This is a genomic window from Ochrobactrum sp. SFR4, assembly GCF_019730395.1.
Lineage (GTDB): Bacteria > Pseudomonadota > Alphaproteobacteria > Rhizobiales > Rhizobiaceae > Pseudochrobactrum.
Genome location: NZ_JAAPBB010001044.1, coordinates 1 through 253, shown reverse-complemented (window position 1 = coordinate 253; position 253 = coordinate 1). Strand labels below are relative to the sequence as shown.

1 protein-coding gene is annotated in these 253 nt (G+C 58.1%); it reads left to right on the top strand.

What is annotated here, in order from left to right:
- Positions 1-253 (top strand): 2-oxo acid dehydrogenase subunit E2 (locus tag HBA93_RS22235; protein ID WP_221724685.1); only part of this gene is annotated, 253 nt, incomplete at both ends.

Sequence of the window (253 nt, the reverse complement as noted above, 5' to 3'; positions counted from 1 at the left end):
GCCCATATCGGTATGGCAACACAAACGCCAACCGGATTGATGGTGCCGGTGCTGCATCATGCGGAAGTGATGGATCTCTGGGCAATGGCTGCAGAAATCACACGACTTGCTGTGGCCGCGCGCGAAGGCGTGGCGAAACGTGAAGAGCTCTCTGGTTCCACGATCACAGTCACCAGCCTCGGTGATCTTGGCGGACTGGTGACAACGCCGGTGATCAACCAGCCGGAAGTTGCGATTATCGGGGTGAACCGCA